The sequence below is a fragment of the Sphingobacterium corticibacterium genome (assembly GCF_004208525.1).
GTDB classification, from domain to species: Bacteria; Bacteroidota; Bacteroidia; order Sphingobacteriales; family Sphingobacteriaceae; genus Sphingobacterium; species Sphingobacterium corticibacterium.
On the sequence record NZ_SGIT01000005.1, the window covers coordinates 185422 to 199146 of the forward strand.

At 42.7% G+C, this 13725-nt stretch carries 10 protein-coding genes; 5 read left to right on the plus strand and 5 right to left on the minus strand.

Annotated elements, in window-relative coordinates:
- Positions 1 to 6: 6 nt before the first annotated feature.
- Complete coding sequence (locus EWE74_RS19295; protein WP_130143297.1) at positions 7 to 807, plus strand: toxin-antitoxin system YwqK family antitoxin; 801 nt, start codon at positions 7 to 9, stop codon at positions 805 to 807.
- 189 nt (positions 808 to 996) lie between these two features.
- On the opposite strand, the gene EWE74_RS19300 is transcribed toward EWE74_RS19295, so the two are convergent.
- Complete coding sequence (locus EWE74_RS19300; protein WP_130143298.1) at positions 997 to 1194, minus strand: hypothetical protein; 198 nt, start codon at positions 1192 to 1194, stop codon at positions 997 to 999.
- 390 nt (positions 1195 to 1584) lie between these two features.
- Between EWE74_RS19300 and EWE74_RS19305 the strand changes: the two genes are divergently transcribed.
- Positions 1585 to 2871, plus strand: coding sequence for an ATP-binding protein (locus tag EWE74_RS19305; RefSeq protein WP_130143299.1), 1287 nt, complete (start codon positions 1585 to 1587; stop codon positions 2869 to 2871).
- An 18-nt stretch (positions 2872 to 2889) separates the two neighbouring features.
- Here the strand turns inward: EWE74_RS19305 and EWE74_RS19310 are convergent, their stop codons facing one another.
- Complete coding sequence (locus EWE74_RS19310) at positions 2890 to 3087, minus strand: hypothetical protein (RefSeq protein WP_130143300.1); 198 nt, start codon at positions 3085 to 3087, stop codon at positions 2890 to 2892.
- Between the two features lie 176 nt (positions 3088 to 3263).
- On the opposite strand from EWE74_RS19310, the gene gltB reads away from it, so the two are divergent.
- Together gltB and EWE74_RS19320 are read left to right on the plus strand one after the other, a co-directional pair.
- Positions 3264 to 7778, plus strand: a complete 4515-nt coding sequence (gene gltB / locus EWE74_RS19315) for a glutamate synthase large subunit (RefSeq protein WP_130143301.1) — start codon at positions 3264 to 3266, stop codon at positions 7776 to 7778.
- A 20-nt stretch (positions 7779 to 7798) separates the two neighbouring features.
- The gene (locus EWE74_RS19320) at positions 7799 to 9265 is read left to right on the plus strand and encodes a glutamate synthase subunit beta (protein ID WP_130143302.1); all 1467 of its coding nucleotides are present in this window, start codon (positions 7799 to 7801) and stop codon (positions 9263 to 9265) included.
- A gap of 52 nt (positions 9266 to 9317) precedes the next feature.
- Here the strand turns inward: EWE74_RS19320 and EWE74_RS19325 are convergent, their stop codons facing one another.
- From EWE74_RS19325 to tgt, 3 genes are read right to left on the minus strand one after another with little or no spacing between them, the layout of a single operon-like run.
- Entirely contained in the window at positions 9318 to 10217 is a 900-nt protein-coding gene (locus EWE74_RS19325) for a DMT family transporter (RefSeq protein ID WP_317125973.1), read from the minus strand.
- Positions 10217 to 11299, minus strand: a complete 1083-nt coding sequence (locus EWE74_RS19330) for an LptF/LptG family permease (protein WP_130143304.1) — start codon at positions 11297 to 11299, stop codon at positions 10217 to 10219. The genes EWE74_RS19325 and EWE74_RS19330 overlap by 1 nt, the downstream gene beginning before the upstream one ends.
- 3 nt (positions 11300 to 11302) lie before the next feature.
- The gene (gene tgt, locus EWE74_RS19335) at positions 11303 to 12433 is read right to left on the minus strand and encodes a tRNA guanosine(34) transglycosylase Tgt (RefSeq protein WP_130143305.1); all 1131 of its coding nucleotides are present in this window, start codon (positions 12431 to 12433) and stop codon (positions 11303 to 11305) included.
- Positions 12434 to 12581: 148 nt separating this feature from the next.
- On the opposite strand from tgt, the gene EWE74_RS19340 reads away from it, so the two are divergent.
- Positions 12582 to 13724, plus strand: a complete 1143-nt coding sequence (locus tag EWE74_RS19340; RefSeq protein WP_130143306.1) for a glycosyltransferase — start codon at positions 12582 to 12584, stop codon at positions 13722 to 13724.
- Position 13725 lies beyond the last annotated feature (1 nt).

Sequence of the window (13725 nt, forward strand, 5' to 3'; positions counted from 1 at the left end):
TCAAGAATGATGAATAGCAGCACGATTCTTTATCTAATTATATTTCTATGCTGTATCGGCAACAAAGCAAACGCTCAGAATTTTTACGAAAATGGCAAGGGAAAGACCCTGAATTTCAAGAAGCATGGCGAGTGGAAATATTATCATGATAATGGTACGCTTTCTGCCGAAGGTACTTTTAATGACGAAGGTGAACAGACAGGTCTATGGACGCTATATCATAAAAACGGCACGGAATATTCCAGCAGGATGTTTAGCAACGGTCTAGTTATAGATGGAGAAGCAAAATTCTATCACGATAACGGAGAATTAGAATCGGTTGGAGAATATGGATATGGAACAGGTACGAAAAATGGTCCTTGGAAAGAATACCATAAAAACGGTAAGCTTAAAGCTGAAGGGTTATATGCACTCGATGAAAAGTTTGGCGAATGGAAATTCTATAACGAAAATGGACTGCTCAAGGAGAGCTATTTTATAAAGGACGGCAAGTTGCAAGGAGAATGGAAGCGGTATTATGAGAATGGACAACTTCGTCTCTTTGTGGTTAATCTGGTAGACGGTCAAGCAGAGGGAGAGGCAAGGCACTATTACGAGAGTGGAAAGCTTAAAGCAATATATAATTTTGTAAAAGGAGTAGGTCATGGTGAGGCACAAGAATATCATGAAAACGGACAACTTAGTCTGATCGGCAACGTGGCAAATAGAAAAAAAGAAAATGAATGGAAATATTTCGATGAGTCCGGCAGGCTAACCAAAACTGAAATATACAAAAATGATGAACTGATAGAAACTAGGGAGCATTAAACAACTAAATAAGCCGCCAATTCGCATTGAATCGACGGCTTATTTGTTACACTCAACTATTCCTCCAATCGAATAATGAGCAATTTATCCTTTGTTGTGACCGTTACTCGTTTTTGCGGAGAAAACCCCAATCTTTCGAGCCCTCGCCCACTTAATTTGATTACGGGAACTGTAGTTTCGCTGAAACGATTAGACTTGATGGTTGGTTGGATTTTTAAGCTTCTGACCTCCGGTCGCTTGCTTATTCTCTTCTTGGTTGTACGCATAATTTTTTGAAGATTTTAAATAAGTAGCCCGACAGTGCTGCGTACAACCAATAAATATTGAAGTGTACAGGACTCGCACCTGCTCTCCGCCGGGCATATTGTTAAACATTGATGTCTTCATCTTGAAAATTTATTAGTATTGTACGCATCACAAATATACTATCCTGTATTCATTAATACAAGAATGGATTACTTTAAACCGTTGTCTTTTCGTTCATTCAGGCCTTGTAATTGTGAATGACAGTAGATTATGCTGAAGAATCGGATGGAAAAATTACGGGATTTGAATTCAAATGGAACCCAAAAGCAAAAGCCAATATTCCTTTCCCATTTGTGAATGCCTATAATGCCTGAGTTCCCATTATTACGAGAGATAATTCCGATCTTTTGTAAGATTGACGTAATTTGAAGAAACAAAACTCCTACATAAAAATGTGCCACAGAACAAAAACTCGTACATAAAAATGTCAAAAAAAACAAAAACTCATACATATTTTTGTATTTTCGCACTATGAAACGGGATTTATATCAGAAACTGCTATCTTGGAAATCGAGGAAAGACCATAAGCCACTAATTGTAAGAGGAGCCCGTCAAGTAGGTAAAACATGGCTCATGCGTACCTTTGGTGAAGCATCCTACCAACAGGTCGCTTACATCAATATGGAAAGCAATCCATTAATAAAAAACTTATTTACCGCTGATTTTAATGTTGACCGCATCTTACTGGGGCTACAAATTGAGACCGGCATTTCGATCGACACGGATACTCTTCTTATTTTCGATGAGATACAAGAGGTCCCCGAAGCCATAACAGCCTTAAAATACTTTCATGAAAATGCCCCACAATATGATATCATTTGCGCAGGTTCTCTTTTAGGTGTGGCGTTACATAGTCACACTTCATTCCCAGTTGGAAAGGTAGAGTTTTTGGATCTTCATCCCTTGTCCTTTATGGAATTCCTCTCTGCCGTTGGAGAAGATGCATTGGTGGAATTGCTCTATAGTAAAGATTGGGCAATGGTAAATAGTTTTTCATCAAAATTAAGCGAGTGGCTACGTCACTATTACTATGTCGGTGGTATGCCCGACGCCGTAAACACGTTTATACAAACGAAAAATCATGACGAAGTCCGATCCGTACAAAAACGTATATTAATGGCCTACGAACAGGATTTTTCAAAGCACGCTCCCCACGATATTGTTCCGCGCATTCGCATGCTTTGGAATTCTATACCCGCTCAACTGGCAAAGGAAAATAGAAAATTTATTTATGGAATCATACGGCAAGGCGCTCGGGCAAAAGATTATGAGTTGGCGATGGCCTGGCTGAAAGATTGCGGGCTGATTCACAAAATCCACAATGTTACCAAACCCGCTATTCCTTTAAAAGCTTACGAAGATTTCAACACCTTCAAGCTTTTTTTAGTCGATGTGGGCTTACTCGCTGCATTGACCGATTTAGATGTGCGTAGTTTATTGGAGGGCAATGCTGTTTTCCAAGAATTTAAAGGAGCTCTTACCGAACAATATGTTCTCCAGCAGTTCATGACACGGGAAGATTTTAGTACCTATTATTGGTCTCCGGCCAACTCGCGAGCTGAAATTGACTTTCTCATACAACATCAGGGCGAGGTGATTCCGATCGAGGTAAAAGCCGAAGAAAACCTACAGGCAAAAAGTTTACGCGTTTATGCAGACAAATACAAACCCCGAAAAGCGATCCGTACTTCCATGAGCAATTATAGAGAAGAAAATTGGATGGTTAATATACCGCTATTCGCCATTTCGGTGATTTAATGCCGCCTTTTAAGATACTTAATACAAAAAACCAAAAAGCCACAACGGAATCTTTTCCGCAACACCATACTCCAAATCATCTACAGCTAGATATGCCTGCGTATCTCCCGCAATCTGCTTTTTACCCTTATTTTTTTCTCCCACTTCAAAAGTATACAATACACCAAGAACTATTAACAATTCCACCAACTTTCCCTCTCCACCATTACCTGTCAACTATTAACTACGCACTATTAACTCGAATAGAAAGAATCTAAATAACAAATACGATTTCCGCAATAAAAGCACATTAAATTACAAATAACTCAACGTTGAATCATTTTTTTTAAAAAATTTATAACGAAAAACATTTTTTATTCATATATTAGCAAACAAATATTTTGAGGAGAGAAATGACAAACGAAAGATTACCGGAACAAGGACTGTATAATCCTGACTTTGAGCATGATGCATGTGGTGTTGGTTTCGTCGCCCACATCAAAGGTAAAAAGTCGCATCAGCAAGTAAAGGATGCCTTGACAATGTTGGAAAACATGGAGCACCGGGGGGCATGTGGCTGTGACCCTGAAAGTGGAGACGGAGCGGGAATTATGATTCAATTACCCCATGAATTTTTATGGGAAGAGTGCATAAGCCTGGGTATTCAACTAGAAGAACCGGGGTATTATGGCACAGGAATGGTCTTCCTTCCTAAAGAGGAGGAATTAAATCAACTATGCCGCAATGCGATTATAGAAGCAACCGAAGAGCGCGGCATGCGGTTCTTAGGTTTCCGCGGTGTACCGGTTAACCGTGAAGGTATCGGTCCAACGGCATTGAGCGCAGAACCCGAGATCGTTCAGTTTTTTGTCTCTCGCCCAGATGGGGTATCCAGCACAACGGATTTCGAACGGAAACTCTTTGTGCTGAGACGTCTTATCATCCAAAAAATAAAACAACAACAAACCTATCCATTACCTTTATACATCGCTTCATTATCTTGTAAGACGATTGTATATAAAGGACAATTAACGACCTATCAAGTCGGTACATATTTCGAAGATCTGAGAGACCCACGCGTTGTATCCGCATTCGGATTAGTACACTCGCGTTTTTCTACAAACACTTTTCCTTCTTGGTCGTTGGCGCAACCGTTCCGCAATATCGCGCACAATGGGGAGATCAATACGTTGACTGGAAACCTAAACTGGTTTTATGCCGGCGCAAGAGCACTTTCTTCTCCTTATTTTACCGAAGAAGAAATGCAGATATTGCTTCCTGTAGTTGATCGCGGGCAATCGGATTCAGCTTGTTTAGATAACGTCGTGGAATTGCTATTACATAGCGGAAGAAGTTTGCCGCATGTGATGCTGATGCTCGTACCGGAAGCTTGGGATGGCAATACCCAAATGGACCCGTTGAAGAGAGCATTCTATGAATACCACGCAACATTAATGGAACCATGGGATGGCCCTGCTGCCTTGTGTTTTACCGACGGGAATACCATTGGTGCCACGCTAGACCGAAACGGTTTGAGACCGCTACGCTTTGCCGTGACATCCGATGACCGCGTGGTTGTCGCTTCGGAAGCGGGTGCATTACCTGTACCGGAAAGCTTGATCATTAAGAAAGGTCGTCAACAGCCCGGTAAAATATTCGTCGTGGATATGGAGAAAGGTTGTATTCGTTCTGATGAGGAAGTCAAAGGCGAACTTATCCGCCAACAACCTTATGGCGAATGGTTAGATAATTACAAAATCCGCATGGCGGAATTGGAAGCACCTCGTGTTACCTATACTTACCTTAAAAAAGAATCGGTATTCAAATACCAACAAGCATTCGGTTATTCACGTGAAGATTTAGAAAGTATCATCACACCGATGGCTATGACCGGCTATGAGCCTATTGGCTCGATGGGTACAGATGTTCCGTTGGCGATTCTATCAGACCAGCCACAACACCTGTCTAGCTATTTCAAACAATTCTTTGCACAGGTTACCAACCCACCAATCGATCCGATTCGGGAACGTATGGTGATGAGCTTAGCGACATTCATCGGCAATGCCGGCAATATTCTCGTAGAAGATAAAAAATTCTGTCACTGCGTAACCTTGGAGCATCCGATATTGACCTCGAGCGAATTAGAGAAACTTCGCTCCATCGACACCGGTATATTCCAAGCGAAAACATTGCAGCTTTACTTTAAAGCAGATGGTAAACCGGGGTCATTGGAAGCTGGTCTGGAAAGACTATGTCGATACGCCGATGATGCGGTTCGCGATGGTTTTGAGGTGATCATTCTTTCTGATCGCGCGATTGACTCCCAACACTGTGCGATTCCATCGATCTTGGCGATATCTGCTGTACATCACCATCTTATTAAAACAGGGAACAGAGGTGCGGTAGGCTTAGTGGTAGAAGCTGGCGATATATGGGAAGTACACCACGTTGCTTGTCTATTGGCATTCGGCGCGACAGCCATCAACCCTTATATGGCATTGGCTTCGATCCGCACGATGAAAGAATTAGGACAGATCGAAACGGAACTGACTTGGGAAGAATTGCGTAAAAATTACGTAAAAGCTATCTGTGCAGGTCTGTTAAAGATATTCTCGAAAATGGGTATCTCTACCCTACAATCATACCACGGAGCACAGATTTTCGAAGTCTTAGGTATCGACAAATCTGTTGTAGACAACTATTTCTGCGGTTCGGTTTCCCGGATCGGTGGATTGACCTTAGACGATATTGCAACAGAAGCTTTATCTAAACATTGGCGAGCTTTTGGACAATCACGCGTAGAACAGAAACTATTGCCAGAAGGTGGTATTTATCAATGGAAACGTCGTGGAGAACGTCATTTGTGGAACCCTGAAACGGTACACCTTTTACAAAAGGCTTGCCGCACAGGCGATTTTGAATCCTACAAACAATACGCAGCGTTCATCAATAATCAAAAAGAACGCATGTACACGCTACGCGGATTACTCGATTTTGCGAAGCATAGAACTCCTGTTCCGTTGGAAGAGGTCGAACCTGCAGAAAACATCATGAAACGTTTTGCTACAGGCGCCATGTCTATGGGTTCGATTTCTACGGAAGCTCACAGTACCCTAGCCATCGCGATGAACCGTATCGGTGCGAAAAGCAACACCGGCGAAGGGGGCGAGGATGCTGCGCGTTTTAACCGATTGCCTAACGGCGATTCGATGCGCTCTGCTATCAAACAGGTAGCATCTGCACGTTTTGGTGTGACATCACATTACCTAACCGAAGCGGATGAAATCCAAATCAAGATGGCTCAAGGTGCAAAACCAGGTGAAGGTGGTCAGCTACCGGGACATAAAGTAGATGAGTTTATTGCGCGCTTGCGCCACGCAACACCGGGCGTAGGATTGATTTCTCCTCCACCGCATCACGATATTTACTCTATTGAGGACTTGGCGCAATTGATTTTCGACCTGAAAAATGCGAACCGTCAAGCCAGAATCAACGTTAAACTGGTTTCTAAAGCTGGTGTGGGCACCATCGCCGCGGGGGTAGCAAAAGCGCATGCAGATGTGATCCTCATCGCCGGATTTGACGGCGGTACAGGTGCATCACCATTGAGTTCTGTTAAACACGCCGGCTTACCTTGGGAGCTTGGACTAGCCGAAGCACACCAGACACTTGTACAGAATAAGTTACGTAGCCGCGTGGTATTGCAGGCCGACGGGCAAATGAAAACTGGCCGTGACATCGTAATCGCTACCTTATTGGGTGCAGAAGAATGGGGTGTCGCGACAGCAGCGTTGGTTGCTGGTGGTTGTATCATGATGCGCAAATGCCATCTGAATACTTGTCCGGTGGGAGTTGCTACACAAGATCCAGAATTGCGGAAGCTATTCTCCGGAAAACCAGAGGATATCGTCAACCTATTCCGTTTCCTTGCGGAAGAAATACGGGAGACAATGGCACAACTTGGTTTCCGTACCATCAACGAAATGGTAGGTCGTGCACAGTTCTTGAAGAAACGTGAAAATATAGACCACTGGAAAGCCGCGAAAATAGATTTCTCACAGATATTGCATGTTGCGCGAAACGAGCCATCTGAAAGCCTGTATAACACGCAAGAGCAGGATCACGGTATGAGTATGATTTTAGACTGGGGATTATTGAACCAAGCGAGATCTGCTATCGATACAAAAACACCAGTATTTGGCACATTTAAAGTGAAAAATACAGATCGTACCATAGGTACACTGTTATCGAATGAGGTATCAAAAGTACATGGTGCAGATGGATTACCGGACAACACCGTTAACTTTAAGTTTGAAGGCTCAGCCGGCCAATCGTTTGGGGCATTTGCTGTCAAAGGACTTTCGTTTGAATTGGAAGGTGAAGCCAATGACTATGTGGGTAAGGGGCTTTCGGGCGCACAGCTTGCTATTTACCCGACAGATGACAGTCCGCTGGTAGCACATGAGAATATCATCATCGGTAACGTTGCATTGTATGGCGCAACATCCGGTCATCTCTTTATCAACGGCATGGCAGGCGAACGTTTTGCGGTAAGAAACTCCGGAGCTACGGCCGTTGTGGAAGGTATCGGTGACCACGGTTGTGAATACATGACTGGAGGACGTGCACTGATTTTAGGGGAAACAGGGCGTAACTTTGCCGCGGGTATGAGTGGTGGCATCGCTTGGATTTACGATATAGCGGGCAACTTCCGCGACAATTGCAATCAGGAAATGGTAGACCTTGATCCGTTAGACACAGAAGATGAAAACAACATCATAGCGCTGTTGAAACGCCATATACACCTCACGAACAGTGAGCGGGCGAACCTCATCTTGCAAAATTGGGCAAGCGAAAAAAGTAAGTTTATCAAAGTATTCCCACGTGAATACAAAAATGTGTTACGTAAAAAATTAGTGGAAGCTTAATTAGCGGAGGAAAAGTAGTCATGGGAAAACCAACAGGATTTTTAGAATTTGAAAGAGCGCTTCCGCAGAAAGAATCTGTAGAAAGCAGAAGACAAAATTATCAGGAATTTGTACACAGCTATACCGATGATCAATTGAATCATCAAGCAGCACGCTGTATGAATTGTGGCATTCCTTTTTGCCACTCGGGGTGTCCATTGGGAAATGTAATCCCCGAATTCAACGACGCCGTTTACGATGCCCGCTGGGAAGAAGCGTATAACATCTTGGTGTCAACCAACAACTTCCCGGAGTTTACGGGAAGAATTTGTCCGGCACCCTGCGAAGCCGCTTGTGTGCTAGGTATTAACAAACCACCGGTTGCTATCGAAGAAATCGAAAAACATATCATCGAAATTGCGTATAAGAAAAACTACGTACAGCCAAATAAAAGCTATATCAAAACCGGCAAACGCGTGGCAGTAGTGGGCTCCGGTCCTGCTGGATTGGCTGCGGCGGCACAATTGAACAAAGCGGGACATGATGTCGTGGTATACGAGCGTGATGATAAAGTGGGTGGTTTGCTTCGTTACGGTATTCCGGATTTCAAACTGGATAAATCCGTGATCGACCGTCGGGTGGAAGTAATGGAACAATCGGGTGTCGTATTTAAAACAAATGCGGAAGTAGGCGTGAATGTTCCTGCCAGCGAATTGCAGGATTATGATGCAGTGGTATTGGCTGGAGGATCAACAATTCCACGTAACTTGCCGATTCCGGGACGCGAACTGAAAGGTGTGCATTACGCGATGGAATTTTTGAAGCAGCAAAACAAACGAGTCGGCAACTCCCCTATTGAAGTGGAAGAAATTTTAGCAACGGATAAAAATGTATTGGTTATCGGTGGTGGTGATACCGGTTCCGACTGTGTGGGAACATCTAATCGGCACGGAGCAAAAAGTGTTACACAATTTGAATTGATGCCACAACCACCGCAAGAGCGTACCTCTGCGATGCCTTGGCCAACTTATCCAATGCTGTTAAAAACAACCACATCGCATGAGGAAGGTTGTCAGCGTAATTGGAGTGTGAGTACCAAAGCATTCTTGGGAGACGAAAAAGGACATCTACGTGCCGCATTGATTGTTGACTTAGAATGGGAAACCGATGCATTGGGCAGACCTACCAAATTTAAAGAAATAGAAGGTTCCGAGCGTGAAATCCCTTGCGAATTGGTGACGTTGGCGATGGGCTTCCTACATCCGCAACACGAAGGGCTATTGCAACAACTCGGCGTGAAACTTGACGGACGTGGCAATGTTGAAGCACGAGAAGGCGAATACAAATCGTCTGCTGATAAGGTGTTTGTCGCTGGCGATATGCGTCGCGGTCAATCTCTCGTCGTTTGGGCGATCTCTGAAGGTCGTGAATGCGCTAGAAAAGTAGATGAGTTCCTGATGGGATACTCCGAACTGGAATGTAAAGATAAAGCTGTTTCATACGCTTAGTTTTATATAAAAAGAGAAAAAGCCGGACGATGTCCGGCTTTTTCTCTTTTTATCAATGCAGCTTCCGGTTAATCAACTTTCTTTCCCTATTTTCTATTTTCACTTTCACATAAGGATATAGGAATACCGCTCCTAAAATAATAACAGCTCCCATATAAAAGCCTAAGCTCATCGTTTCCTGCTGTCCAAAAATGAGCATAGCCAGAAGAATACCATATATAGGTTCCATATTCGTCGTCAATGCAACCGTAAAAGCACTTAATTCCTTCATCACTGCAACACCAAGTACGTAAGCTATCGCCGTACAGACCACCCCTAACAACAATATATAAGCCCAATCGGCATCCTTCAACCACATTTCTGCGTTGAAATCTCCCCTAAGCAGCATGATGACGGATACCCAGAAAAAAGCACCTAACATTTCATAAAACGTAATCACGGTAGGACTCGTCATTTTCACCATCCGGGCATTGAGAATAGAAAAGATACTGGCACACAAAGCTGCGCCTAGTCCAAATACAATACCCCATACATATTGAAACTCAAATTTAAAAATGAGATAGATACCTAATATGATAATCAGACCTATGCCCACATCGGCCTTGGATATCTTCGTTTTATTGATAATAGGTTCTAAAATAGAGGTAAAAAGTGTCAGCGAAGACAATGTTACCAACGTTACAGATACCGTGGAAATCTTGATGGAATGGAAAAACAACACCCAGTGAACGCCGACAACCCCGCCCACCATAAAAAACTGTATGAGCTTTTCTTTATCGACGTGTATGGATTTGCCTGTAAAGATAAAATAAATAAAAAGGGAAAGAGCTGCAATCAGCACGCGGTACCAGACTAAATGGATGGCAGATATGGATAATAAGCCTCCTAATACCCCCGTAAATCCCCAAATCAACACCGTGAAATGCAGGATCAGGACATTTTTATTCTTCACTATTTCGGTGCTTTATATTTTAGCCAGAACGCCAGTACTAAAAATAGCACATTCGGAATCAGAATTGCAATTAACGGCGGCAGGCCTCCTTTTAAGGAGAACATCGTCGAGAACTGAACCAGGACGAGGAATGTAAAACTCAATGCTATACCAATCCCCAGGCTCAAACCAATACCTCCACGAACTTTCTTAGAAGACAACGACACGCCCATTAATGTTAAGATATAAGCTGAAAAAGGCCCGATATAGCGTTTATATTTTTCCAACAGCAAATCGGTCATCATACCTGTTCCACGAGTTTCCTCTTTTGCAATCCGTTGGTTCAATTCTTTGGTATCCATGGCGGTAAAGACGTTGTCGTAAGTTTCGAAGTCCCTCGGCAACATATCCAATGTCGTATCCCGATCTGCACCTTTATCCATCGTTTCGCGTAGGCCATCAATCGTTCGCACCGTATAATCTTTGATTTTCCATTTTGTAGCGACGGAATCCCAGGTGATACTTTGTGCCATCAGCTTCTCCGTCAATTGGTCGCCATCAAATTTCTCCAATGAAAAATTATAACCTATATTTCGTTTCGTATCAAAATTGTCGATGTACACGTAGGTATTGGAATCGATCTGCATGTGCGTCGACATCGTAGAAGTGCTGATCTTATGTGGCTTTACATAAACATTTTCGAAGTTCACCTTAATCTTATTGGTATAAGGAATAATCCAAATATTCGATACCAACGTAAATAAAAAGATAACACTCGCCGCGATCATATAAGGCCGCAGAAAACGGTTAAAGCTCATTCCACCACTCAAAATAGGCACAACTTCCGTCTGATCAGCCATCTTGGAGGTAAAGAAAATAACCGCTATGAAATTGATCAGGGGCGTCAACATATTCAGAAAAAAAGGTATACTGCCCAGCGCATAATATTCCAGGAATACCTTAGACATCGGCGCTTTATATTTAAGGAAGTCATCCAATTTTTCTGAAACATCAAAAACAACAATCACGACAATAAAAATACCAACCGTGAACACAAAGGTGCTCAGGTATTTTTTAATGATATAGCGATCAATGATGTTCATTTTCTACAACCTTTGTCCTAAAACCTTTACCATCTTCTCTTTCCAGTCATAAAACATACCCTCGACAATTTTCTCCCTAGCTTGTTTTACCAGCCATAAGTAAAAGTGAAGGTTATGCAGTGATGCAATCTGAGCGCCTAAAATCTCTTGTGATCTAATTAAATGACGAAGATAAGCTTTGGTATGTATTTGATCGACCAGCAAATCGCTTTCGGCTTCAATAGGCGAAAAGTCGGCCTTCCATTTTTCATTCTTAATATTGATAATACCATTCTGCGTGAACAACATGCCGTTGCGCGCATTCCGTGTCGGCATGACGCAATCGAACATATCGATACCCAGCGCAATATTTTCGAGAATATTAATCGGCGTGCCAACTCCCATAAGGTAACGGGGTTTATCCTGTGGTAATATGTTGGTCACGACTTCTGTCATAGCGTACATCTCCTCTGCTGGTTCGCCGACGGAAAGCCCACCGATAGCGTTACCATCTCGATTGAAGGACGCTATCACTTCTGCCGATTTCTCCCGTAAGTCTTTATAGACCGACCCCTGAACGATTGGAAAGAGCGTTTGTTCATATCCATACAACGACTCGGTACTGTCGAACCGATCTACACAGCGTTTTAACCAACGATGGGTCATGTCCAACGATTTCCGAGCATAGCTGTATTCACAGGGATAAGGTGTGCATTCGTCAAAAGCCATGATAATATCAGCTCCGATGATGCGTTGCGTATCCATCACATTTTCCGGTGTAAAAAGGTGCTTCGATCCATCGATATGTGAACGGAAAGTTACCCCTTCTTCTCTGATCTTACGTACTTCTGTCAATGAATACACTTGATATCCGCCGGAATCCGTCAATATGGGGCCGTCCCAATGATTAAATTTATGCAGACCACCTGCTTTATGAAGAACATCCAAACCCGGACGTAAGTACAAGTGGTACGTATTGCCTAGAATAATCTGCGCTTGGATATCCTGTACTAATTCGTGCTGATGGACAGCCTTGACTGTTCCTGCTGTACCAACAGGCATAAAAATTGGCGTTTGAATGTCTCCGTGTGCAGTCTCCAGAACGCCGGCACGCGCCTTAGAATCCTTGTCCTGTGCCTGAAGCGTAAATTTCATATATCTAATATCCCTCTTATCCTTTTGAATAAAATCAATGCAAAAATAGAATAAAAATCGTGAGGAAACGAGTGTGTGCCAAAATCTTAATAAAACTTAACTTTTACGCCCGTTTATCAAAGCAGACACTGTATCTTTGCTGTTTCATATGACACTATTGGAACAACCCTTATCTTATCTTCCATATGTACCGTTAGGCGTGCTGGGTATTTTGCTGCTTATCCAACTCTACTATATCTATTTTGTTTACGGAAAATTAACCTTTTATCCGATAAAATCTTTCCGGGAAACTCCGCTGCAGCCTCCAGTAAGTGTTATTATATGTGCACACAATGAGGAGGAAAACTTAAAATCGTTCCTTCCCCAGATATTAGAGCAGGATTACCCGCTATTCGAAGTAGTATTGGTCGATGATTGTTCGGACGATGAGAGTAAATGGATACTGAAAGAGTTTTCATCCAGATATCCTGAACGGTTAAAGATCGTAGAAATCAAAGAACATATTCGTTTAAAACACACCAAAAAATTTGCGCTCACCATGGGTATCAAGGCGGCGAAATATGAACATCTTGTTTTCACAGATGCCGACTGCCAACCTGCGGGTGCTTTCTGGTTGGCGGAAATGGCAGGCGCCTTCTCCCCGGAAAAAGAAATTGTTCTGGGGTACTCGCCTTATTTCAAACAAAATGGGTTTCTGAATAAATTAATCCGATTTGAAACAACCCACACGGCGATGAGCTATTTAGCCTATGCTTTAAAGGGAAATGCTTATATGGGTGTCGGTCGCAACTTGGCTTATACGAAATCCCTTTTTTATAAGGGCAAAGGCTTTAATAAACACATGCATATCAAATCCGGCGATGACGACTTGTTTGTAAACCACAATGCAACGAACACAAACGTCAATATCGCTATACACCCAGACGCACATATATGCTCTGTTCCTAAAACAACTTGGAAAAGTTATTATAAACAGAAAGCACGGCATTCCGGTGCTTCTACATTGTATAAGCGCAAACATAAACGCATGCTTGCTACACAATTGTTATCTGCTTTATTGTTTTATCTGATGCTGTTCGTATGCTTCGTACTCTACCCCAGTTTATGGTACATTCCGCTAGGAATATATAGTATACGCTTGCTTAGCCAACTCTTAATTTTTAACCGTATTTATGCAAAACTGGCTATCCGGGATCTGTTTATTTGGCTTCCAATACTGGACGTTTTGTATTATTTTTATATTTGCATCAACGGTCTGTTTAACCGTCGAAAAAAACAAACATCATGGTGAT